The sequence below is a fragment of the Aromatoleum aromaticum EbN1 genome, from assembly GCF_000025965.1.
Taxonomy (GTDB): domain Bacteria; phylum Pseudomonadota; class Gammaproteobacteria; order Burkholderiales; family Rhodocyclaceae; genus Aromatoleum; species Aromatoleum aromaticum.
On the sequence record NC_006513.1, the window covers coordinates 3,136,836 to 3,156,598 of the forward strand.

Below are 19,763 nucleotides of genomic sequence, written 5' to 3' on the forward strand. Positions count from 1 at the left end.
AGAACGATGAACGCAATGGCAAACAAGTATCCGACCGAGCCGCTCAAGCTGTGGGGCAAGGCCAAGCAGCTGCGCGAGCAGTACTACCAGAACTACGCGCGGGCGAAGGAAAAGGGCGGCATCCGCTGGTCCGGTTCGGCATGGGCGCTGGACGCGATCCCGGCCGGCCTCGGCGAGGACGTGTATTCGCTGACCGGCGAGCCGTATGCGGCAGCTGTCGCGCATGACCGCAAGTTCGCGAAGGAGTGTATGGACGCTGCGGAAGCCTACGGCTTTGCCCGCGACCTGTGCTCGTACATGCGGATCTACTGGGGCGGCATGCATCTGAACAAGTACGCGTTCGGCGGCGAGTTCCCGAAGCCGGACTTCGTGTTCCAGACGCAGATCTGCTGCTCGCACTCGAAGTGGTACCAGCACGTCGCGAAGGAAGAGAAGGTTCCCGAGTTCTACCTGGACGTGGGCGTCGGCCCGTATCGCGACATGACCGATGCGCGCCTCGACTACGTCGCGAACCAGCTGCACGACGGCATCGAGTTCGTCGAGAAGGCGAGCGGGCGCAAGTTCGATGACGAGCTGTTCATCAAGGCGGTCAAGAACGAGATGCGTTCGACCAGCCGCTGGGCCGACATCTGCGCGCTGAACAAGGTCAAGCCCGCGCCGCTCGACGAGAAGACGATGTATTCGCTGTACGTGCTCTGCACGCTGCAGAAGTCGTCGCAATGGTGCGCCGACTTCATGGACGAGCTGTACGAGGAAGTGAAGGATCGCGTCGCGCGCGGCATCGCCGCAGTGCCGAACGAGTCCGTGCGCCTGATGACCGACACGCAGCCGCCCTGGTCGTTCCTGAAGATCTTCCGCTACCTCGAGACCTACGGTGCAGTGTCGATCGGTTCGCTCTACACTTTCGCGCTCGAAGGCATCTGGGAAGACAAGCCGGACGGTTCGTGGGGTGGCCGCACGCTGCCGTGGGAGAAGGGCATCGAGATCAACGATCGCGCGACGGCAGTGCGTCTGTATGCCGACTGGAACCTGTCGAAGCCGCAGTGGCAGCACTTCTACGATCCGCGCATCAAGAGCGAAATGATGCTGCGCATCATCAGGGAATGGCAGGTCGATGGCGTCATGCTGCACCTGAACCGCGGCTGCGAAGGCCTGTCGATCGGCATCATGGAAAATCGCCTCGCGATCGCCAAGGCCGGCATCCCGGTGATGACGTTCGAAGGGAACATGGGCGACGAGCGTGAGTTCGACGAAGTCCGTACCCAAGCCCGTGTCGATGCGTTCATGGAACAGCTCGGCATGCGCCGGCAAGCCGCTTGATCAGAACTGAGAATCCAAGGAGGACACGAGAATGATTACTGCAGGAATCGACATGGGCTCGCGCAGCGTGAAGGTGGTGCTGCTCGAAGAGATCGATGTGGAAGGCAAGCCGCAGCTGGCGATCAAGAAGACGCACCTGATGATGCCGGGCGACATCGACGCCGACCAGGCCGCCGAGGCGGCTTTCACCCAAGCGCTGGCCGCAGCCGGCGTGTCGCGTGACCAGGTGAAGTCGGTGTTCGCGACCGGTGCCGGGCGCAAACAGGTCGAGTTCGCCACCGAAGGCGTCACCGAGATGACGGCCGGGGCGCGCGGCGCGGTGTACATGTACCCGCAGGCGCGCACCGTGGTCGACGTCGGTGCCGAGGAAGGCCGCGGCATCAAGACCGACTCGGACGGCAAGGCGATCGACTTCGCCGGCAACGAGAAGTGCGCTGCCGGGGCCGGATCGTTCGCCGAGGCGATGAGCCGCGCGCTGCAGCTCACGCTGCAGGAATTCGGCGAAGCGAGCCTGAAGTCGGACAAGTCGATCCCGATGAACGCGCAATGCACGGTGTTCGCCGAGTCCGAAGTGGTGTCGCTGATCCACTCCTCGACGCCCAAGGAAGACATCGCCAAGGCGGTGCTCGACGCGGTGGCGAGCCGGGTGTGCGCGATGGTGCGTCGCGTCGGTATCGAAGGCAACGTCGTGCTGATCGGCGGCATGGCGCACAACCCGGGCTTCGTGCAATCGCTCAAGAACGCGATGGACGTCGATGAAGTGCTGCTGCCCGAGCTGCCCGAATTCGTCAGCGCGCTCGGTTGCGCGCTGATTGCGGCCGAACGAGTGCACTGAACCGACACGCGAACAGATACGGATAATAGGAGCAATCAAATGAATGCAGAAGTTGCTGCTGCTGCGGCCACCGCACCCGAGAAGAAGGAATTCTGGCGCTGGCAGGAAAACACCGTCTGGGACGAGAACAAGGACTGGCGCGACGCGAAGATCATCACCTGCGGCATCGACGTCGGCTCGGTGTCCTCGCAGGCGGTGCTGGTCTGTGACGGCGAGCTCTACGGCTACAACAGCATGCGCACCGGCAACAACTCGCCGGACTCGGCGCGCAACGCGCTGCAGGGCATCATGGACAAGATCGGCATGAAGCTCGAGGACATCAACTACGTCGTCGGCACCGGCTATGGCCGGGTGAACGTGCCGTTCGCCCACAAGGCGATCACCGAGATCGCGTGCCACGCCCGCGGCGCGAACTACATGGGCGGCAACGCCGTGCGCACGATTCTCGACATGGGCGGCCAGGACTGCAAGGCGATCCACTGCGACGAGAAGGGCAAGGTCACGAACTTCCTGATGAACGACAAGTGCGCGGCCGGTACCGGGCGCGGCATGGAAGTCATCTCCGACCTGATGCAGATCCCCATCGCCGACCTCGGTCCGCGTTCGTTCGACGTCGAAGTCGAGCCCGAAGCCGTGTCGTCGATCTGCGTCGTGTTCGCCAAGTCCGAAGCGCTGGGCCTGCTGAAAGCCGGCTACACCAAGAACATGGTGATCGCGGCCTACTGCCAGGCGATGGCCGAGCGCGTCGTGAGCCTGCTCGAGCGCATCGGCGTCGAGGAAGGCTTCTTCATCACCGGCGGCATTGCGAAGAACCCGGGTGTCGTCAAGCGCATCGAGCGCATCCTCGGCATCAAGGCGGTCGACACCAAGGTCGACAGCCAGATCGCCGGCGCGCTGGGCGCAGCGCTCTTTGGCTACACGCTGATGCAGAAGCAGGCGAAAGCGGCCTGAAGTCCGGGCTGAAGCACGCCGCCCCCCAGCCGGGAAAGCCGCGTTCAATCGCGGCGTTTCCCTGGGCGGGCGGCCTACGACTCAATTCACAGGAGAGAGGACGGACATGATTGCGAACTACGGCTACAAGGACGGGTCCGGCGAGTATTACATCAGCATCGATACCGACAAGTGCATCGACTGTGCCGCGGAGCGCGCCTGTCTGACTGCGTGTCCCAAGAATATGTTCGAAATCATCACCGATGATTACGACGACGAAGTGGCATGGGTGAAGAAGGAATGCACCCGTACGCTCGCTTATAGCTGTACCGAATGCAAGCCGGCCGGTGGTTACACCAGCCTGCCCTGTACCACCGCCTGTACTCCGGGCGCGATCAAGCATTCCTGGTAAGGCGGGACGAGATGAAAGGCGTGACGACGGAGGGTCCTGCGGTGAACGTGAAGAAGATGATCCCGATCAAGCTTGCTTCGGTGAATGAAGAAGAGGAAATCGAAGACCGTCTGTTGCGCCAGGGCTGGAAGCGACTGACGACGATCGGCGAACCGCGGTTGTCGGAGATCGCCGAAGCTTATCGCGGCATGGGTTTCGAGGTGCACGTCGAGACTTACAAGAGCGAAGGCGACGGCTGCAACACCTGCCTCGACGCTGACCAGGAAATGGGCAAGATCATCGGCACGGTATACACGCGCCGGGCGGCTGTGCCGCAAAAGGATGACGAATTGTTCTGAATGGCGTGCGAGCGCATCCAGCGCGAAGCCGCGATATCCAAGGAGGAATGCAAATGGCCGAACAGAAGCGCGTAATGCGGGTGCTGACCAAGGACGACCTGAATGCAGTCGTCGAGATCGATGCTGCGGCTTCGAAGCAGAATCGCCGTGACTACTACGAGCGCAAGTTCGCAGCGATCCTGAACCCGAAGCACGAGATCAATGCCTCGCTGATCTGTGAGATCGACGGCAAGATCGCCGGCTTCGTCATGGGCGACATCTATTTCGGCGAGTTCGGGATTCCGGAAAGCACCGCGACGATCGACACGATCGGCGTCGACCCGCGCTTCCAGAATCATGGTGTCGCGAGCGAACTGCTCGACCAGTTCATGATGAACATGAAGGCGGGTGGCGTGAGCAAGGTCTACACGCTGGTGAACTGGGACGACTTCGCACTCGAGAAATTCTTCTCGCGGCAGAAGTTCGCGCCCTCCAAGCGTATCAACCTCGAATACACGGTGGTCTGAGAAACGAGCGCGCGGAGCCCATCCCCATGTGGATCGATTGCCACTGCCACACCAAGTACTCGTACGACAACTGGCTGGAGCCGGTGAACCTGATCCGGCGCGCGAGAGCGCTCGGTCTCGATGCGGTGTGCATCACCGAGCATTACTCGTTCGAGGCGTCGGAACCGGTAGAGCAGGTCGGTCGCGACGAGGGGATGCTGGTTCTGCGCGGTGTCGAGATTGCGACGGACCGGGGCCACATGCTGGCCTACGGCGTCGAGGACGACGGCTGGAACATCTGGGGACGTGACAATTACCTCCCCCTGGACGCAGTTGTCGAGCGCATCAATGAACTCGGCGGCATCTGCGTGCCGGCGCATCCGTTCCGCGAAGTCGGGGCGTGCCTGCTCGAAAGCGTGCTCGACCTGACCGGGATTGCCGCAGTCGAGACGCACAACGGCGGCAACCGCGAGAGCGACAACGAACTGGCGATTTCCGCCGCGGGGCACATGGCGCTGCCGTCGCTCGGCGGCAGCGATTGCCACAAGACCGAAGCAGTCGGCCGCTGCGCGACGCAGTTCCTGCAGCCGGTGACCGACATGAAGAGTTTCATCGCGGCGGTGCGTGCCGGAGCGTGTCGGGGAGGGTACTTCCCCGGTTTCGCCCAGGCGGCGCTCGCAGCCTAGCCCGGCCCGCTGCCAGGCACGGCCCGGCAGCGAAACCGCACCACCGCAAACCGAACGCAACCTGGCCCCGCCGAGCCGGAGCCTGGAGCAAGAACAGCGCAAAACGACGCCGGAAAGCGAAAACCGGCGATAGCAGAGGGACGAGAGACATGGAAGCCGTACAGACATCGGAAATCAGGTGGTGGAAGGCCAGCCGGCCGGTCGATATGCCGGAGTTCGGCGCCCCGGTGCAGTTGAGCATCGACGGCGTCGACGTCGAAGCGCCCGCTGGCGCGTCGATCCTCAATGCCGCGACGGCGGCCGGCCTCTACATTCCCGCGCTGTGCGCGCATCCCGATCTGCCGCCAGCCGGCCAGCGGGGCGCCGGAGACGGCGGCTGCAACCTGTGCATGGTCGAGGTCGAAGGCGAAGAGGGGCTGCGCAAGGCCTGTTCGATGCCGGTCCGGGCCGGCCTCGTCGTCAAGACCCAGTCGCCCGCGATCCAGCAATCGCGCCAGGCGAGCCTCGCCAAGGTTCTCGGCCCCCATCCTCATGTCTGTCTGACCTGTCCGCAGCGCGAAGGCTGTTCGCGCTCGCAGTGCTCGTACGGCAACCCGCAGGAAACACGCTGCTGTTCGATCTTCTCGAGCTGCGAGCTGCGCAAGGTGTCCGACTATATCGGCATCCCGAACACGACTCCGCCGTACAAGCCCGCGCAGCTGCCGATCGTCCTCGACGAACCGTTCTTCGACCGCGACTACAACCTCTGTATCGACTGCCGCCGCTGCCTCGTCGCCTGTAACGACGTGCGCGGCGTGGGCTGCCTGGAAGTCAAGGAAGTCGAGACGCCGCAAGGCAAGCGCACCTATGTCGGTACGATCGCGCCGACGCTGATCGAATCCGGCTGCACGTTCTGCCAGGCTTGCGTGACCGTGTGCCCGACCGGCGCGCTGATGGACCGCACGCTCGACCCCGCGCGGCGCGAGGAATCGATGGTGCCGTGCAAGTCCGCGTGCCCGGCCGGCATCGACGTGCCGCGCTACGTGCAGCTTGCCGCCGAAGGCAAGTATGGCGAGGCGATTGCGGTGGTGCGCGAAAAGCTCCCGTTCCCGGGCATCCTCGGCCGCGCCTGTTTCGCAATGTGCGAATCGGCCTGCCGCCGCAAGGACCTCGACGACCCGCTGTCGATCCGCAACCTCAAGCGCATCGCCGCGGACAACGACACGGGCATCTGGCGCGAATTCGCGAAGAAGCTTCCCGCGACCGGCAAGAAGGCCGGCGTCATCGGCGCCGGCCCTGCGGGCCTGACCGTCGCGTACTATCTCGCGAAGCAGGGCCACGCGGTCACGATTTTCGATGCCCAGCCGGCTGCCGGTGGCATGGCGCGCTACGGCATTCCGTCGTATCGCGTGCCGGCTGAAGTCATCGACGACGAAGTCAGCGAGGTCGCTGCGCTCGGCGTCGAGTTCCGCTACGGTGCGAAAGTCGAGAACGTCGATGAGCTTTTCAATGACGGCTATGGGGCGGTGTTCGTTGGCATCGGCGCGCAGGGCGGCGACAGGCTGGGCATTCCCGGCGACGACCTGCCGGGCGTGGTCGACAGCCCGACTTACCTCAAGGCCGTGACGATGGGCCTGGTGAATACGCCGGAGGGTATCCAGACCGGCAAGAAGGTCGCGGTGATCGGCGGCGGCAACGTCGCGACCGACAACGCCCGCAGCTCGCGCCGCTACGGTGCCGAAGTCGACATGGTCTATCGCCGCACCCGCGAAGAAATGCCGGCACGCCTCGAGGAGTTCGAAGGCTGCGTCGAGGAAGGCGTGAATATCCGTTATCTGCTCGCGCCGAAGAAGATCGAGCCGGGCACCAACGGCTACCGGTTGCAGATCACGTACGCGAAGATGGCGCTGGGCGAGGCGGATGCTTCCGGCCGCCGTCGCCCGGTCGAGACCGGCGAGGAAATCGTCGAAGGCGTCGATCTCGTGATCGGTGCGATCGGCCAGTTCCCGAACCGCTTCGAAGGCTTCGGCGTCGAGACCGACCGCAAGGGCCGCATCACGGTGCGCGAGGATTCGATGCTGACGAGCCGGCCCAAGGTCTATGCCGGCGGCGACTGCGTGCTCGGACCTTCGACGCTGATCGAGTCGGTCGCCCAGGGCCGGGTTGCGGCCTCGGCGATGGACAAGGCGCTCGGCGGCGATGGCGACATCTCCGAAGTGCTGCTGCGCGACGGCTGGGAAACCAACCCGTGGATCGGGCGTAAGGACGGCTTCAACACGACGCGCAAGTTCCACCCGATCATGCTCGCGCCGGAACAGCGCACGGGCTGGGACGAAGTCGAACTCGGCTTCGACGACGCGACTGCCCGTCTCGAGGCCGCGCGCTGCTTCAAGTGCAACCTCGCGCCGAAGATCGCCGAAGCGGTGCTGCCGCCGGAATCGTCGCTGACTTTCGATGCCGCGGCGATCGCCGCAGTGCCGACCGAAGCCGGCGTGTTCCAGCTGCTCGACGGCGACAAGAACGTGCTGATGATCAAGGGCGTCGAGAACCTGCGCGAAGGGCTCACCGAGCAGCTCGAACGCGGCACGAGTGGTGACAACTGCGCGACGAATTTCGTGTTCGAGGAAGCGGCGATGTTCACGTCGCGCGAAAGCCAGATGATCCAGGCTTACCTGCAGCAGTACGGCAAGATGCCCGGCGGCGGCTCGGACGAACTCGACGACCTGTTCTGAGCGGCACCGACATGGGACAAGTCATCGATTTCTGGTCGGCGGAGGAACTCCGCCCGACGATCTCGGCGGAGGCCAAACGCCGCTGTACGAATTGTGGCGCCGACTTGTGGCACATCAGCTGTGACGGCGAAGTGTGCTGTGCGGACTGCGACGCCGTGTGCCCGTACCGCCTGCAGGTAAAGAACGAAAACTGAACACGATCCAACCGCACGACCCGGAAAAAACGGGAAACGGGAGACACCATGACGCAAGCGCAATTCAAGTTCATTACCTACGGCGTCGCCAATGGCCTGGCAACGCTGACGATCAACCGGCCGCCGTTCAATGTCCTCGACATTCCGACGATGGAAGAGGTCAACGTCGCGCTCGACCAGTGCCTCGCCGCGACCGACGTCAAGCTGCTAATGATCACCGGCGCCGGTGAGAAGGCGTTCTCGGCCGGTGTCGAGGTCGCTGACCACACGCCGGACAAGGTCGACCGCATGATCGAAGTGTTCCACGGCATCTTCCGTCGCCTGCAGGAACTGCCCGTGCCGACGCTCGCCGCAGTCAATGGCGCGGCGCTCGGCGGCGGCATGGAAGTGGCGATCGCGTGCGACATGATCGTCGCCGCGGCGAATGCCAAGTTCGGCCAGCCCGAAATCAAGCTCGCGGTGTTCCCGCCGATCGCGGCGGTGCTGCTGCCGCGCCTGGTGCCGCCGGCGCGGGCGATGGAACTGCTGCTCGGGGGCGAGAACATCGCGGCCGAGGAAGCCCGTGCGATCGGACTCGTGAATCGCGTCTTCGCGAAGGAAACTTTCGCCGCCGACGTGCAGGCTTTCGTCGCGCCGTATCTCGCGCTCTCGCGCGCCGCGCTGGTCAGCACGCGCAAGACGATCCGCGCGACCAGCGGCAAGCCGTTCGGGCAGGCGCTCGATGTCGCCGAGAACATCTATCTGAACGAACTGATGGCGACCGAGGATGCGAAAGAAGGTCTCGCCGCCTTCCTCGAAAAGCGCAAGCCGGTGTGGCGTGACCGCTGACCGCCGCGATCGACCGAACGACACTGATTTAATGGAGACAAGCGTGATTCCTCAATTCATCGATACCTGGCAGATGACCGAGCCGGGCAAGCTGCAAAAAACGCGCGTGCCGATGCCGGAACTCGGATCGGGCGACGTCGTCGTGAAGATCGCCGGCTGTGGCGTATGCCACACCGATCTGTCGTATTTCTACATGGGCGTGCCGACGGTGCAGAAGCCGCCGCTGTCGCTCGGCCACGAGATCTCCGGCACCATCATCGGCGGCGAAGCCTCGATGATCGGCAAGGAAGTCATCGTCCCTGCCGTGATCCCGTGCGGTGAATGCGAGCTGTGCAAAACGGGTCGCGGCAACCGCTGTCTCGCGCAGAAAATGCCGGGCAACTCGATGGGCATCTATGGCGGCTATTCGAGCCACATCGTCGCGCAGTCGAAGTACCTGTGCGTGGTCGAGAACCGCGGCGACACGCCGCTCGAGCATCTCGCAGTGGTCGCCGACGCGGTGACGACGCCCTACCAGGCTGCCGTGCGCGCGGACCTGAAGAAGGACGACCTCGTGATCGTCGTCGGTGCGGCGGGCGGCGTCGGCAGCTTCATGGTGCAGACTGCAAAAGGCATGGGTGCGAAAGCCGTCATCGGCATCGACATCAACGAAGAAAAGCTCGAGATGATGAAAGGCTTCGGTGCCGATTTCATCATCAACCCGAAAGACAAGAGCGCCAAGGAAGTGAAGGAGCTCTTCAAGGGCTTCTGCAAGGAGCGCGGCCTGCCGTCGAACTACGGCTGGAAGATCTTCGAAGTCACCGGCAGCAAGCCTGGCCAGGAGTTGGCGCTGTCCTTGCTGTCGTTCACCGGCAAGCTCGTCATCGTCGGCTACGGCACGGCCGAGACGAACTACATGCTGTCGAAGCTGATGGCCTTCGATGCCGAAATCATCGGCACCTGGGGCTGCCCGCCGGACCGCTATGCCGCCGTGCGCGACATGTGCCTCGACGGCCGCATCCAGCTCGGACCGTTCGTCGAGACGCGCCCGATGAGCCAGATCGAACACGTGTTCGACGAGGCGCACCACGGCAAACTCAAGCGACGCGTCATCCTGACGCCCGATTTCTGAACCACGCTGACAACTGTAAAAACAGGAGACATTCCAATGGCACTCGATTGGCTGCCCCGCGACAACGAAATCAAGGATCACGCCCTGATGGGCGAAGAGCACTTCGGCACCGAGGCTCCCTCGGTCCTCTTCGAGAAGCGTCCGGTGACGGATCCGCAGGGCAACGTGGTTCCCGGCCTGTATGCGGCGTGGATCATTCTGAACAACCCGAAGCAGTACAACTCCTACACCACCGAAATGGTGAAGGCGATCATCGCCGGCTTCCAGCGTGCATCGTCCGACCGCACGATCGTCGCGGCGGTGTTCACCGCCGTCGGCGACAAGGCGTTCTGCACCGGCGGCAACACCGCCGAGTACGCGTCCTACTATGCGCAGCGTCCGAACGAGTACGGCGAGTACATGGATCTGTTCAACGCGATGGTCGACGGCATCCTGAACTGCAAGAAACCGACGATCTGCCGCGTGAACGGCATGCGCGTCGGCGGAGGCCAGGAAATCGGCATGGCGACCGACCTCACGATCACCTCCGACATGGCGATTTTCGGCCAGGCCGGCCCGAAGCACGGCAGCGCGCCGGACGGCGGCTCGACCGACTTCCTGCCGTGGATGCTGAACATGGAAGATGCGATGTACAACTGCATCTCGTGCGAGCCGTGGAGCGCGTACAAGATGAAGTCGAAGAATCTCATCACCAAGGTCGTGCCGGTGCTGAAGAAAGATGGCGAATGGGTGCGCAACCCGCTGGTTCGCACCGATGCGTACGTCGATGACGGCGAGCTGGTCTATGGCGAACCGGTCGCGGCCGACAAGGCCAAGGCGGCGAAGGAACTGATCGCGCAATGCACGACCGACTTCGCGAAGCTTGACGAAGCCGTTGATGCGCTGGTGTGGAAGTTCGCAAACCTCTTCCCGCAGTGCCTGATCAAGTCCATCGACGGCATCCGCGGCAAGAAGAAGTTCTTCTGGGATCAGATGAAGCTCGCGAACCGCCACTGGCTGGCTGCGAACATGAACCACGAGGCGTACCTCGGTTTCACCGCCTTCAACAACAAGAAGGCCACCGGCAAGGACGTCATCGACTTCATCAAGTTCCGTCAGCTCGTCGCCGAAGGGCATGCGTTCGACGACGCTTTCGCCGAGCAGGTCCTGGCCAAGCCGCAGTCCTAGAGTCAAAAGTCTCTCCCTTCTCGGGGTGGGGGCGACGGTGATCCGTCTTTAACCCACCCCGTTTTTTTTCGCACGGGAGAGAGCGAAATCCCTCGCTGTACCTAACACGGGTAGTCGCGTCCGCAACAAGGGGAGCAGACATGCAATTGAAGGACAGAGTCGCCATCGTCACCGGCGCCGGGCAGGGCATCGGCGCCACGGTGGCGAGGGCTTACGCCCGCGAGGGCGCGAAAGTGGCGGTGATCGATCTGAACATCGACGCCGCCAATGCCGTTGCCGCCGAGATCGTCGCGAACGGCGGCGAGGCGCTCGGCGTCGCATGCGACGTGTCGAACCGCGACCAGGTGCTGGCGATGGCCGAGCAGGTAACGGCCAAATGGGGACGCGTCGACATTCTGGTCAACAACGCCGGCATCACGCGCACCGCGATGCTCAACAAGATGACGCCCGAGCAGTGGCAGCAGGTCCTCGGCGTGCATCTGACCGGCGCATTCAACTGTCTTCAGGCAGTCGTCGGCGGCATGATCGAGCGCCAGTACGGCCGCATCATCTACGTCACCTCGACGGCCGGCTTGCTGGGCACGATCGGGCAGATCAACTACAGCGCGGCCAAAGCCGGAATTCTCGGGATGACCAAGAGCACCGCGAAGGAACTCGCGCGCTACAACATCACCGCCAACGCGATCGCGCCGGGCGCGGCGACGCCGATGACGGAAACCATCCGCACCGACGAGCGCTTCAAGGAAAAGTATCTCGACCGCATTCCGCTCGGACGCTGGGCCGAACCGGAAGAGATCGCACCGGTATTCCTGTTCTTCGCCTCCGACGCGTCGAGCTATGTGACCGGACAAATACTGGCAGCTGACGGCGGAATGACGATTCATTAACCGCGGCGCCAACGGGCGAACGCACGGCATCGACGCGGCGGGTCGAAACGATTGGGCGGGATTCGGATCGCGTCGGTGAAAGATCATCAATCGAATCGAATTGGAGGAGAGAGCATGCCAGAACTGAGTACTGCAGACCACACATCGAGCCCCCCGCACATCACGATCCCGCGCGACTACAACGCTGCCCATGATCTGATCGAGCGCAACCTGCGTTCCGGCCGCGGCAACAAGATCGCGGTGATCGACGACGCCGGCCAATACACCTATGCGCAGCTGGCCGAGCGGGTCGACCGCTTCGCCCACGCGCTCGGCGAAATGGGCGTGCGCATGGAAGAGCGGGTGGTGCTGTGCCTGCTCGATACGGTCGATTTCCCGACGGCGTTTCTCGGCTGCATCAAGGCCGGCGTCGTCCCGGTGCCGATCAACACGCTGCTGACCGCCTCCGACTACAGCTACATGCTGCGGGACAGCCGCGCACGCGCGCTGGTGGTGTCGTCGCTGCTGCTGCCGGCGTTCGCGAATGCGATCGAGCAGAGCCCGTTCGTCAAGAACGTCGTCGTATCCGGCGGCGATGCAGGCGTCAGGGGCAGTCACCTCGATTTTGCCGACCTCCTGGCTGCGCCGCGTCCGCCATTCGAGGCGGCGCCGACGTGTGCCGACGACCCCTGTTTCTGGCTGTACTCGTCGGGCTCGACCGGCGCCCCGAAGGGGACGGTGCATCTGCATTCGAGCCTGATCACCACGTTCGAACTGTACGCGCGACCGATCCTCGACGTGCAGGAGAGCGACGTCGTGTTCTCCGCCGCCAAGCTGTTCTTCGCCTACGGCCTGGGCAACGGCCTGACTTTCCCGCTGGCGGCAGGCGCGACGGCGGTGCTGATGTCCGAGCGCCCGACGCCCGCGTCGGTCTCCCGCGTGCTGCGCCGGCACCAGCCGACGGTGTATTGCGGCGTGCCGACGCTGTATGCGTCGATGCTTGCGAGCCCCGAACTTCCGGGGCGCGCCGAAGTGTCGATCCGCCGCTGCGCCTCAGCCGGTGAAGCCCTGCCGGCCGAAGTCGGCAAGCGCTGGACCGAGCACTTCGGGGTCGAGATCCTCGATGGCCTCGGGTCGACCGAGATGCTGCACATCTTCCTGTCGAACCGGCATGGCGAGGCGCGCTACGGCACCAGCGGAAAGCCGGTGCCGGGCTATGAGCTTCGCCTCATCGGCGACGACGGCGAAGAAGTCGCGCCCGGCGAGCCCGGCGAACTGCAGGTGCGCGGGCCGACCAGTGCAGCGTTGTACTGGAACAACCGCAGCAAGAGCCGCGACACCTTCATGGGACAGTGGACGCGCAGCGGCGACAAGTACAGCCAGGATGCCGACGGCAATTTCGCTTATGCGGGTCGCAACGACGACATGCTCAAGGTGGGCGGCATCTACGTCTCGCCGATCGAGGTCGAGTCGGCGCTGATCACTCACGAGGCAGTGCTCGAAGCTGCAGTGGTCGGCAAGGCGGACGTCGACGGCCTGATCAAGCCGCTCGCCTTCGTCGTGCTCAAACCCGGCCTGCGCCCGTCGCCCGGCCTCGGCGACGAGCTCAAGCTGCACGTGAAATCGAAACTCGCACCGTACAAATATCCCCGCTGGCTCGAGTTCGTCGATGAGCTGCCGAAAACCGCGACCGGAAAAATCCAGCGATTCAAGCTGCGCGCTTCCTCCTCCGTGTAACATCACGTTCCAAATAAGAAACGTAACGCGCCGAATGAGCGGCCAATCACCGGAGGAGTCATGCCATGAGTCATGAAGTCAGTCGTCGCCAGTTTCTGCTGTCCAGCGCCGCGGTCGCGGCAGGCCTGGCGCTGCCGTCTGCGCCGCTGTTCGCGCAGGGCGCGAAGAAGGTGCGGGTCGGGCTGATGCTGCCCTATACCGGCACCTATGCGGCGCTCGGCAATGCGATCACCAACGGCTTCAAGCTGGCGGTCGAGCAGGGTGGAGGCAAGCTCGGCGGAAGCGAGGTCGAATACTTCACCGTCGACGACGAGTCGGATGCGGCGAAGGCGCCGGAGAATGCGAACAAGCTGATCAAGCGCGACAACGTCGACGTGCTCGTCGGCACGGTCCATTCCGGTGTCGCGCTGGCGATGACGCGCGTCGCGCGCGAGACCAAGGCCTTGCTGATCGTGCCGAACGCCGGTGCCGACGAGATCACCGGGCCGTTGTGCGCGCCGAACATCTTCCGCACCTCGTTCTCGGCGTGGCAGCCGGCCTATGCGATGGGCAACGTGATGGCCGAGCGCAAGCACAAGAACGTCGTCACGCTGAGCTGGAAGTATTCGTTCGGCGAACAGTCGGTGGCGGGTTTCAAGGAAGCGTTCGAGAAGGCCGGTGGCAAGGTCGTCAAGGAGTTGTACCTGCCGTTCCCGAACGTCGAGTTCCAGCCGTACCTGACCGAGATCGCGGCGCTCAAGCCGGACGCGGTGTTCGTGTTCTTCGCCGGCGGCGGCGCGGTGAAGTTCGTCAGGGACTACGCCGCTGCAGGGCTCAAGAGCACGATCCCGCTGTACGGCTCGGGCTTCCTCACCGACGGCACGCTCGAAGCCCAGGGCGAGGCCGCCGAGGGCCTGCTGACGACGCTGCATTATGCCGACGGCCTGGATATCCCGAAGGACAAGGAGTTCCGCGCTGCCTATGCGGCCGCGTTCAAGATGCAGCCGGACGTCTATGCGGTGCAGGGCTATGACGCGGCGCAGCTCTTCGCCGCAGGCCTCGCGGCCGTCAAGGGCGACGTCGACAAGCGCGACGAACTGGTCAAGGCCATGGAGTCCGCGACGATCGACAGCCCGCGCGGGAAGTTCACCCTTTCGAAGGCTCACAACCCGGTGCAGGACATCTACCTGCGCAAGGTCGAGGGGAAGGAAAACAAGGTCGTGTCGGTGGCAGCGAAGGCGCTGGCCGATCCGGCTCGCGGCTGCCGCATGTAATCCTCCTCACGCGGGGCCGCGTCGGCGGCTCCGCTCTCCCCCTCGCTTCGCCGTCATCCGGGCGCCTTCGCGGCGGCCCGGACTGGAGCCTTCATGGACTTGACGACCTTCCTGATTCAGCTACTGAATGCGTTGCAGTACGGGTTGCTGCTGTTCCTCGTCGCCAGCGGACTGACCCTGATTTTCGGCATCATGGGCATCATCAACCTCGCCCACGGCAGCTTCTACATGATGGGCGCCTACATGGCGTTCGCGCTGACCTCGGCGACGGGCAATCTCTTCGTCGCGATCCTCCTCGGCATCGTCCTCAGCGCGCTGATCGGCTTTCTCCTCGAATGGGGGCTGTTCAGCCGGCTCTACAAGCGCGACCACCTCGACCAGGTGCTGCTGACCTACGGCCTGATTCTGATGTTCGAGGAGATACGCAGCATGATCGTCGGCGACGACGTCCATGGCCTGCGGATTCCCGACATGCTGTCGGCGTCGGTCCAACTCAGCGAGACCCTCAGCTATCCCGTATACCGGCTGTTCATGTCCGTAGTCTGCATCGTGCTTGCGGTGCTGATGTACTGGCTGATCCGCCACACGCGGCTCGGCATGATGATTCGCGCGGGCAGCAGCAACCGCGAGATGGTCCAGTCGCTCGGCATCAATATCGATCTCATCTACCGCCTCGTGTTCGCGCTCGGCGTCACGCTCGCCGCGTTCGCCGGCATGCTCGCGGCGCCAGTGTCGTCGGTCTATCCGGGCATGGGCAACCAGGTGCTGATCATCTGTTTCGTTGTCGTCGTCATCGGCGGCGTCGGTTCCGTGTGGGGGGCGCTCGTCGCGGCCCTGCTGATCGGCCTCGCCGACACGTTCGGCAAGGTCATCATTCCCGACTTCGCCGGACTGACTGTCTATCTGCTGATGGCCGCGGTGCTGCTGTGGCGCCCTGAAGGCATCTTCCGGAGAATATGACCATGTCTGCAGCCATCAAGACTCCGCGCAGCGCGCTGCTGGCGACACTGCTGGTGCTGTCGATCTTTCCGTTGTTCGGCTCGGACTACTACAGCGAACTGCTGACGAAGATCATGATCATGGCGATCTTTGCCATGAGCCTCGACCTGCTGGTCGGTTTCACCGGCCTCGTGAGCTTCGGCCACGCGGCGTTCTTCGGCATCGCCGCGTATGCGGTGGTGCTGGTGTCGCCGCAGTACGATCCGGCCAGCCTGTTGCTCGTGCTGCCGGCCGCGGTGCTCGCGGCCGCAGTCGCCGCGTTCGTCATCGGCCTGTTCGTGCTGCGGACGAAGGGGATCTATTTCATCATGGTGACGCTCGCGTTCGCCCAGATGATCTACTTCGTGTTCCACGACTCTCCGCTCGGCGGCGGGTCGGACGGCGTGTTCATCAACTTCAAGCCGGAACTGCGGATCGGCGAGACGCAGCTGCTCGACCTCGGCAACGCAGCGCACTTCTACTACCTGGCGCTGCTGCTGCTGGTCGCGACCTACGTGTTCCTGCGCATCCTGCTGCGCTCGCCGCTCGGGCACGCGCTCGCCGGGATCAAGAGCAACGAACACCGCATGCTGTCGCTGGGCTTCCCGGTGTTCCTGTACAAGCTCGCCGGTTTCGTCATCGCGGGCGCGCTGGCCGGCGTGGCCGGGTTCCTCTCGGCGTGCCAGTACGGCTTCGTGACCCCGGAGATCCTGTCGTGGCACCAGTCAGGCAACGTGCTGCTGATGGTGATCCTGGGGGGCATCGGCACTCTCAACGGCGCCGCGATCGGCGCGTTCGCGTTCGTCGTGCTGCAGGAAGTGTTTTCGGCGCTGACCAAGCACTGGCAGTTCCTGATGGGCACGGTGATCGTCCTGGTGGTGATGCTGCTGCCAGGGGGGCTGTCGAGCCTGACACAGCGGCTGCGCCGCCTGCTCCTGGGAGGTGGCTCGAATGGGTGAATTGGTACTGGCCGCGCGCGGCCTGTCGCGCCAGTTCGGCGGGCTGGCCGCGAACAAGGACGTGTCGCTCGACATGCATCGCGGTGAACTGCACGCAGTACTGGGGCCGAACGGCGCCGGGAAATCGACGCTGATCAACCTGCTGTCAGGCGACCTGCCGCCGTCTGGCGGGCAGATTCTCTACCGCGGGCAGGATATTTCGGGCTGGAGCCCGGACCGGCGTTCGCGCGCCGGGATCGGCCGCAGCTATCAGCGCACCAATATCTTCCCGGCGTTCACGGCGTTCGAAAACTGCCGGCTCGCAGCGCAGTCGCGCACGCCGCGGGCATTGCATGTCTTCTCGCGGGCTCAGAACTACGACGACCTGCGCAGCGCGGCCGATCGTGCGCTCGAGCAGGCCGGACTCGCGGCGCGACGCGATGTCGTCGCCGCGACGCTGAGCCACGGCGAGCAGCGCCAGCTCGAGATCGCGATGGTGCTCGCAACCGCGCCGTCGGTGCTGCTGCTCGACGAGCCGCTTGCCGGGATGGGTTCGGAGGAGTCGCAGCTGATGGTCTCGCTGCTGCAGAAGCTCTCGGCCGATCACGCGATCCTGCTCGTCGAGCACGACATGGACGCGGTGTTCGCGGTCGCGGACGTCATTACCGTGATGGTGACCGGGCAGGTGCTCGAGAGCGGGCCGCCGGATCAGATCCGCTCGAGCCTCGCAGTGCAGGAAGCCTATCTGGGCGGAGGAGAACCCGACGATGAGTGAAACCTTGCTGGAAGCGGAAGGCCTTCATTCCTTCTACGGCAGCAGCCACATCCTGCACGGCATTGATTTCGTCGTGCGTCGCGGCGAGACGATCGGGCTGATGGGCCGCAATGGCATGGGCAAGACGACGCTGATCCGCAGCATGCTCGGCCACGTTCGTCCGCGCCACGGGCGCGTCGCAGTGCGCGGCAAGACGATGACCGGTGCGGCGCCGTATCTGATCGCGCGCAAGGGCATCGCCTACGTGCCGGAAGGGCGGGGCATTTTCCCGAACCTCTCGGTGCGCGAAAACCTGCTGATGGCCGCCAAGCCGGGCATCGACGGACGCCGGGACTGGACGTACGAGCGGGTGCTGGAGACTTTTCCGCGGCTCGGCGAGCGGCTGACGAACGGTGGCGGGCAGCTCTCCGGCGGCGAGCAGCAGATGCTGACGATCGGTCGGGCGCTGATGACGAACCCGGACGTGCTGATCCTCGACGAGGCTACTGAAGGCCTGGCGCCGCTGATCGCGAAAGAGATCTGGTACATCGTCCGCCAGATCCGCGCCACCGGCATCGCGACCATCGTCATCGACAAGAACCACGCGGCAGTGACCTCGATTTCGGATCGCAACGTGATCCTCGTCAAGGGCAAGGTCGCGTTCGAAGGCTCGAGCGCGGAGCTGCGCGCGCAGCCTGAACTGCTGCAGAAGCATCTCGGCGCCGGCTGACCCGGACTGCACGGCGGACGCCGTGCGGCGAATTCGATATTGATCCCGCCGACACTCATGAAGCGGCGTGGCACAGGATTTCACCCATAGGAGACAGGCAATGCGAAAAATCGATGTTCACGAGTTGATCGACAAGGCGAAATTCAACCGCTTTCACTGGCAGGTGTTGTTCTGGTGTGCGCTGATCATCATTTTCGACGGTTACGACCTGGTGATCTACGGTGTCGTGCTGCCGGTGCTGATGAAAGAGTGGGACCTGACGCCGCTGCAGGCTGGCACGCTCGGCAGCTACGCGCTGTTCGGGATGATGTTCGGGGCACTGATCTTCGGTCCGTTGTCCGACCGGTTCGGGCGCAAGCGGGTGATCGCGATCTGCGTCATGCTGTTCAGTTTCTTCACGTTCATAAACGGCTTCGCGACGACACCGACCGAATTCGCGATCTGCCGCTTCATCGCCGGGCTGGGTATCGGCGGGGTGATGCCGAACGTCGTCGCGCTGATGACCGAGTACTCGCCGAAAAAACTGCGCACGACGCTGGTCGCGATCATGTTCAGCGGCTATTCGGTGGGCGGCATGCTGTCGGCCGGCCTCGGCATGTACCTGATCCCGAATTTCGGCTGGCCATCGGTGTTCTTCGTCGCAGGGGTTCCGCTGCTGCTGCTCCCGGTGATCCTCTACGCGCTGCCGGAGTCGATCGGCTTCCTGCTGCATGCGAAGCGCGATGCCGAAGCGGGCGTGCTGCTCGGAAGGGTCGAGCCGAACTTCGCGGCCCGGACCGGGGACCGCTACGAGATGCCGACCGGCAAGACCTCCCATGTGTCGCTGGTCGCGCTGTTCAAGGACGGGCGCGCGCTGAGCACGCTGATGTTCTGGCTGGCGTTCTTCATGTGCCTGCTGATGGTGTACGCGCTCGCGTCCTGGCTGCCGAAGCTGATGACCCAGGCGGGATACGGACTCGGCTCGAGCCTGTCGTTCCTGCTGGTGCTCAATTTCGGTGCGATTTTCGGCGCCATCGGCGGCGGCTTCATCGCCGACCGGCTGCACCTGAAGACCGTCCTGATGGTGTTCTTCGTCATCGCCGCGTTCTCGATCAGCCTGCTCGGCTTCAAGAGCCCGACAGCCGTGCTCTACCTGCTGGTGGCCGCGGCGGGCGCGACGACGATCGGATCGCAGATCCTGCTCTATGCGTACGTGGCGCAGTTCTACCCGATGGCGATCCGCTCGACCGGAATCGGCTGGGCCTCCGGTGTCGGGCGCAGCGGCGCGATCGTCGGTCCGATCCTCGGCGGGACGCTGCTCGGCATGGCGATGCCTCTGGAGTACAACTTCATGTTCTTCGCGATCCCCGGCGCGATCGCGGCATTCGCGGTGTCGCTGGTCGCCCGCAGCGCGGCCCACGCTCCGAGCGAAGAGCTGCCTTTGCCGTTCGCCGCGGAGACAGGCGCCATTTCCGACTGAGTCGGTCGCGCGCCGCGTTCGCGCGGCGCGC

At 64.1% G+C, this 19,763-nt stretch carries 19 protein-coding genes; all 19 read left to right on the forward strand.

Annotation, left to right across the window (positions count from 1 at the left end; translation table 11 throughout):
* Positions 1 to 6: 6 nt before the first annotated feature.
* The 19 genes from bzdO to EBN1_RS15015 all read left to right on the forward strand — a co-directional run bounded on the left by bzdO (position 7) and on the right by EBN1_RS15015 (position 19,732).
* Positions 7 to 1,320 (forward strand): benzoyl-CoA reductase, bzd-type, subunit O, encoded by a 1,314-nt coding sequence (gene bzdO / locus EBN1_RS14925; protein WP_011238804.1) that lies wholly within the window; start codon positions 7 to 9, stop codon positions 1,318 to 1,320.
* Between the two features lie 31 nt (positions 1,321 to 1,351).
* Positions 1,352 to 2,155: an acyl-CoA dehydratase activase gene (locus EBN1_RS14930; protein ID WP_011236236.1), complete on the forward strand. Its 804-nt coding sequence runs from the start codon at positions 1,352 to 1,354 to the stop codon at positions 2,153 to 2,155.
* A 39-nt stretch (positions 2,156 to 2,194) separates the two neighbouring features.
* Positions 2,195 to 3,106 (forward strand): benzoyl-CoA reductase, bzd-type, subunit Q, encoded by a 912-nt coding sequence (bzdQ, locus tag EBN1_RS14935; protein WP_011236235.1) that lies wholly within the window; start codon positions 2,195 to 2,197, stop codon positions 3,104 to 3,106.
* A gap of 106 nt (positions 3,107 to 3,212) precedes the next feature.
* Entirely contained in the window at positions 3,213 to 3,497 is a 285-nt protein-coding gene (locus EBN1_RS14940; protein ID WP_011238805.1) for a ferredoxin, read from the forward strand.
* A 41-nt stretch (positions 3,498 to 3,538) separates the two neighbouring features.
* Entirely contained in the window at positions 3,539 to 3,835 is a 297-nt protein-coding gene (locus EBN1_RS14945) for a hypothetical protein (protein ID WP_241762742.1), read from the forward strand.
* A gap of 53 nt (positions 3,836 to 3,888) precedes the next feature.
* Positions 3,889 to 4,341, forward strand: coding sequence for a GNAT family N-acetyltransferase (locus tag EBN1_RS14950; protein ID WP_011238807.1), 453 nt, complete (start codon positions 3,889 to 3,891; stop codon positions 4,339 to 4,341).
* Positions 4,342 to 4,367: 26 nt separating this feature from the next.
* Positions 4,368 to 5,006: a PHP domain-containing protein gene (locus EBN1_RS14955; protein ID WP_011238808.1), complete on the forward strand. Its 639-nt coding sequence runs from the start codon at positions 4,368 to 4,370 to the stop codon at positions 5,004 to 5,006.
* A gap of 149 nt (positions 5,007 to 5,155) precedes the next feature.
* A complete protein-coding gene (locus tag EBN1_RS14960; RefSeq protein ID WP_011238809.1) occupies positions 5,156 to 7,717 on the forward strand; it encodes an FAD-dependent oxidoreductase in 2,562 nt (853 codons plus the stop codon).
* 242 nt (positions 7,718 to 7,959) lie between these two features.
* Positions 7,960 to 8,739: an enoyl-CoA hydratase/isomerase family protein gene (locus EBN1_RS14965; RefSeq protein ID WP_011238810.1), complete on the forward strand. Its 780-nt coding sequence runs from the start codon at positions 7,960 to 7,962 to the stop codon at positions 8,737 to 8,739.
* A gap of 43 nt (positions 8,740 to 8,782) precedes the next feature.
* Complete coding sequence (had, locus tag EBN1_RS14970; protein ID WP_011238811.1) at positions 8,783 to 9,850, forward strand: 6-hydroxycyclohex-1-ene-1-carbonyl-CoA dehydrogenase; 1,068 nt, start codon at positions 8,783 to 8,785, stop codon at positions 9,848 to 9,850.
* Between the two features lie 36 nt (positions 9,851 to 9,886).
* Entirely contained in the window at positions 9,887 to 11,017 is a 1,131-nt protein-coding gene (gene oah, locus EBN1_RS14975) for a 6-oxocyclohex-1-ene-1-carbonyl-CoA hydratase (RefSeq protein ID WP_011238812.1), read from the forward strand.
* Between the two features lie 140 nt (positions 11,018 to 11,157).
* Complete coding sequence (locus EBN1_RS14980; protein WP_011238813.1) at positions 11,158 to 11,904, forward strand: SDR family NAD(P)-dependent oxidoreductase; 747 nt, start codon at positions 11,158 to 11,160, stop codon at positions 11,902 to 11,904.
* A gap of 114 nt (positions 11,905 to 12,018) precedes the next feature.
* Positions 12,019 to 13,620 (forward strand): benzoate-CoA ligase family protein, encoded by a 1,602-nt coding sequence (locus EBN1_RS14985; protein WP_011238814.1) that lies wholly within the window; start codon positions 12,019 to 12,021, stop codon positions 13,618 to 13,620.
* A 65-nt stretch (positions 13,621 to 13,685) separates the two neighbouring features.
* The gene (locus EBN1_RS14990; RefSeq protein WP_011238815.1) at positions 13,686 to 14,873 is read left to right on the forward strand and encodes an ABC transporter substrate-binding protein; all 1,188 of its coding nucleotides are present in this window, start codon (positions 13,686 to 13,688) and stop codon (positions 14,871 to 14,873) included.
* A gap of 93 nt (positions 14,874 to 14,966) precedes the next feature.
* On the forward strand, positions 14,967 to 15,833 hold the full coding sequence (locus tag EBN1_RS14995) for a branched-chain amino acid ABC transporter permease (RefSeq protein WP_011238816.1): 867 nt from the start codon (positions 14,967 to 14,969) through the stop codon (positions 15,831 to 15,833).
* A gap of 2 nt (positions 15,834 to 15,835) precedes the next feature.
* The gene (locus tag EBN1_RS15000; protein WP_011238817.1) at positions 15,836 to 16,810 is read left to right on the forward strand and encodes a branched-chain amino acid ABC transporter permease; all 975 of its coding nucleotides are present in this window, start codon (positions 15,836 to 15,838) and stop codon (positions 16,808 to 16,810) included.
* On the forward strand, positions 16,803 to 17,564 hold the full coding sequence (locus tag EBN1_RS15005; RefSeq protein ID WP_011238818.1) for an ABC transporter ATP-binding protein: 762 nt from the start codon (positions 16,803 to 16,805) through the stop codon (positions 17,562 to 17,564). The genes EBN1_RS15000 and EBN1_RS15005 overlap by 8 nt, the downstream gene beginning before the upstream one ends.
* Positions 17,557 to 18,273 (forward strand): ABC transporter ATP-binding protein, encoded by a 717-nt coding sequence (locus tag EBN1_RS15010; protein ID WP_011238819.1) that lies wholly within the window; start codon positions 17,557 to 17,559, stop codon positions 18,271 to 18,273. The genes EBN1_RS15005 and EBN1_RS15010 overlap by 8 nt, the downstream gene beginning before the upstream one ends.
* 100 nt (positions 18,274 to 18,373) lie before the next feature.
* Positions 18,374 to 19,732 carry an MFS transporter gene (locus EBN1_RS15015; RefSeq protein WP_011238820.1) on the forward strand — a complete coding sequence of 453 codons (1,359 nt, stop codon included), beginning with the start codon at positions 18,374 to 18,376 and terminating at the stop codon, positions 19,730 to 19,732.
* Positions 19,733 to 19,763: the final 31 nt, after the last annotated feature.

Coding starts and splice junctions, on each gene's coding strand:
- EBN1_RS14940 (WP_011238805.1), top strand. CDS start 3,213: ATGATTGCGAACTACGGCTACAAGGACGGGTCCGGCGAGTATTACATC.
- bzdO (WP_011238804.1), top strand. CDS start 7: ATGAACGCAATGGCAAACAAGTATCCGACCGAGCCGCTCAAGCTGTGG.
- EBN1_RS14960 (WP_011238809.1), top strand. CDS start 5,156: ATGGAAGCCGTACAGACATCGGAAATCAGGTGGTGGAAGGCCAGCCGG.
- EBN1_RS15005 (WP_011238818.1), top strand. CDS start 16,803: ATGGGTGAATTGGTACTGGCCGCGCGCGGCCTGTCGCGCCAGTTCGGC.
- bzdQ (WP_011236235.1), top strand. CDS start 2,195: ATGAATGCAGAAGTTGCTGCTGCTGCGGCCACCGCACCCGAGAAGAAG.
- EBN1_RS14955 (WP_011238808.1), top strand. CDS start 4,368: ATGTGGATCGATTGCCACTGCCACACCAAGTACTCGTACGACAACTGG.
- EBN1_RS14990 (WP_011238815.1), top strand. CDS start 13,686: ATGAGTCATGAAGTCAGTCGTCGCCAGTTTCTGCTGTCCAGCGCCGCG.
- EBN1_RS14995 (WP_011238816.1), top strand. CDS start 14,967: ATGGACTTGACGACCTTCCTGATTCAGCTACTGAATGCGTTGCAGTAC.
- EBN1_RS14985 (WP_011238814.1), top strand. CDS start 12,019: ATGCCAGAACTGAGTACTGCAGACCACACATCGAGCCCCCCGCACATC.
- EBN1_RS15000 (WP_011238817.1), top strand. CDS start 15,836: ATGTCTGCAGCCATCAAGACTCCGCGCAGCGCGCTGCTGGCGACACTG.
- EBN1_RS14950 (WP_011238807.1), top strand. CDS start 3,889: ATGGCCGAACAGAAGCGCGTAATGCGGGTGCTGACCAAGGACGACCTG.
- EBN1_RS15015 (WP_011238820.1), top strand. CDS start 18,374: ATGCGAAAAATCGATGTTCACGAGTTGATCGACAAGGCGAAATTCAAC.
- oah (WP_011238812.1), top strand. CDS start 9,887: ATGGCACTCGATTGGCTGCCCCGCGACAACGAAATCAAGGATCACGCC.
- EBN1_RS14930 (WP_011236236.1), top strand. CDS start 1,352: ATGATTACTGCAGGAATCGACATGGGCTCGCGCAGCGTGAAGGTGGTG.
- EBN1_RS15010 (WP_011238819.1), top strand. CDS start 17,557: ATGAGTGAAACCTTGCTGGAAGCGGAAGGCCTTCATTCCTTCTACGGC.
- EBN1_RS14980 (WP_011238813.1), top strand. CDS start 11,158: ATGCAATTGAAGGACAGAGTCGCCATCGTCACCGGCGCCGGGCAGGGC.
- EBN1_RS14965 (WP_011238810.1), top strand. CDS start 7,960: ATGACGCAAGCGCAATTCAAGTTCATTACCTACGGCGTCGCCAATGGC.